Origin of the sequence: Terrabacter terrae (assembly GCF_039529575.1) — a bacterium.
Classification (GTDB): Bacteria; Actinomycetota; Actinomycetes; order Actinomycetales; family Dermatophilaceae; genus Terrabacter; species Terrabacter terrae.
This window is the reverse complement of record NZ_BAAANB010000152.1, coordinates 1-1,567: the sequence shown is the minus strand read 5'-3', so window position 1 is coordinate 1,567 and position 1,567 is coordinate 1. Positions and strand designations below refer to the sequence as shown.

General features: G+C 74.7%; 3 protein-coding genes. 1 reads left to right on the top strand and 2 read right to left on the bottom strand.

Going from position 1 to position 1,567, the window contains the following annotated elements:
- A partial coding sequence (locus tag ABD194_RS20155; protein ID WP_343994833.1) for an HNH endonuclease signature motif containing protein occupies positions 1-374 on the top strand: 374 nt, incomplete at its 5' end.
- Positions 375-383: 9 nt separating this feature from the next.
- Here ABD194_RS20155 and ABD194_RS20150 read toward each other — a convergent pair.
- Both ABD194_RS20150 and ABD194_RS20145 read right to left on the bottom strand, forming a co-directional pair.
- Positions 384-686: a hypothetical protein gene (locus tag ABD194_RS20150; RefSeq protein ID WP_343994831.1), complete on the bottom strand. Its 303-nt coding sequence runs from the start codon at positions 684-686 to the stop codon at positions 384-386.
- Between the two features lie 27 nt (positions 687-713).
- Positions 714-1,541 (bottom strand): uracil-DNA glycosylase, encoded by an 828-nt coding sequence (locus tag ABD194_RS20145; RefSeq protein WP_425580037.1) that lies wholly within the window; start codon positions 1,539-1,541, stop codon positions 714-716.
- Positions 1,542-1,567 lie beyond the last annotated feature (26 nt).

Genomic DNA, 1,567 nt, shown 5'->3' with positions numbered 1-1,567 from the left:
GCACCACCCGACACCTCGAGGTCCACCACCTGGAGCACTGGCGCGACGGCGGCCCCACCGACCTGGCCAACCTGCTCGGGCTGTGCCCGTTCCACCACGACGGGCACCACCGCGGCGAGTTCACCATCACCGGCGACCCCACCAGGCCCGATGGCCTGACCTTCGAGACCCGCACCGGCCTGCTCATCGGCCCACCACCACCACCACCACCACCGACGCGACGGCCGTCCCAGCTCACACTCGTCACCGACACCAGCGCCGACACCGACGTCGCGACCGAAAGAGCCAGGCCACCGGCACGCCTCGGCCGGCACTACCCCGCCCCCACCGGCGGACCGCTGCACCTGCACCTCGTCGACTTCACCCCCACCTGAGGCTGCGGGTCACGGTCGGTGGCGTGGGCCGAGCCCGACACCGGTCCTCGTCATCGCCGTCCACCCTGACGACGTGAGACTGACCTGAGCTGCGTGCTCCATCCCGATGCCGGCCGCGACTCGCCGGGTCCAGCCGCTGAGCCCGGCGACGAGGTCGCCGTCCGCATCGAGCAGCCGGACGGTCAGCTCGCGCCCCGCCGGAGTGCCCGCGGTCGCAGCCGCGTTGACCGCGTCGAGCTCGTCCGACAGCCGCCGGTCGAGGGCTGCGTCGGCGTCGCCGACGACGGACCGGATCTGTGTGGGCTCGGTCATGAGGGGCGATCCTGCCACGGCGCCCGGTCACAGCCGCGCGATGACCTCGTCGAGCATCGCCTCGGTGAGCTTTCCCGTGAAGGTGTTCTGCTGGCTCACGTGGTAGCTGCCGACGAGCCGCACCGGGTGGCCGGCCGCCGTCCGCAGCACCGTCTCGACGCCGTGGCCGAACCTCGGCTTCGGGCGCGGCACCAGCCAGCCGCGACGGCGCGCGGCACCCAGCGCCGCGTCCCACGCGATGGAGCCCAGGGCGAGCATCGCACGCAGCCGCGGCTCGGACAGCTCGAGGTCGCGGTCGAGCCAGGGCGCGCAGGTCTCGCGCTCCTCGGTCGTCGGCTTGTTCGCAGGCGGCGCGCACCGCACGGTCGCCACGATGCGGATGCCGGTCAGCACGAGCCCGTCACCCGAGGCCACCGACGTCGGCTGGCTCGCGTAGCCGCCGCGGTGGAGCGCGGCATACAACCAGTCGCCGGAGCGGTCGCCGGTGAACATCCGCCCGGTCCGGTTGGTGCCGTTGGCCGCCGGCGCGAGACCCACGATCAGCACCTCGGCGTCCGGGTCGCCGAACGACGGCCCCGGCCGCCCCCAGTACGGCTGGTCGGCGAAGGCCGCCCGCCGGCCCTGCGTCGCGACGGTCTCGCGCCAGGCGACGAGGCGGGGGCAGGCGCGGCACACGCTCACGCGGGCGTCGAGCTCGGGTATGCCGTCCGCTCCCTTCGCGAGCCGGCGCACCTGCGCCGGGGTGGCCGCCACCGGGGTCTCGGCCGTCGCCGGGTCACCCGGCCATCCGGAGCCGGCAGGCACCGGGGAGAGGAAGAGCCCGCCGGTGACGGGGTGCTGGGCCGGGTTCGGCATGGCGGGAGGGCACATGGCCCCACGCT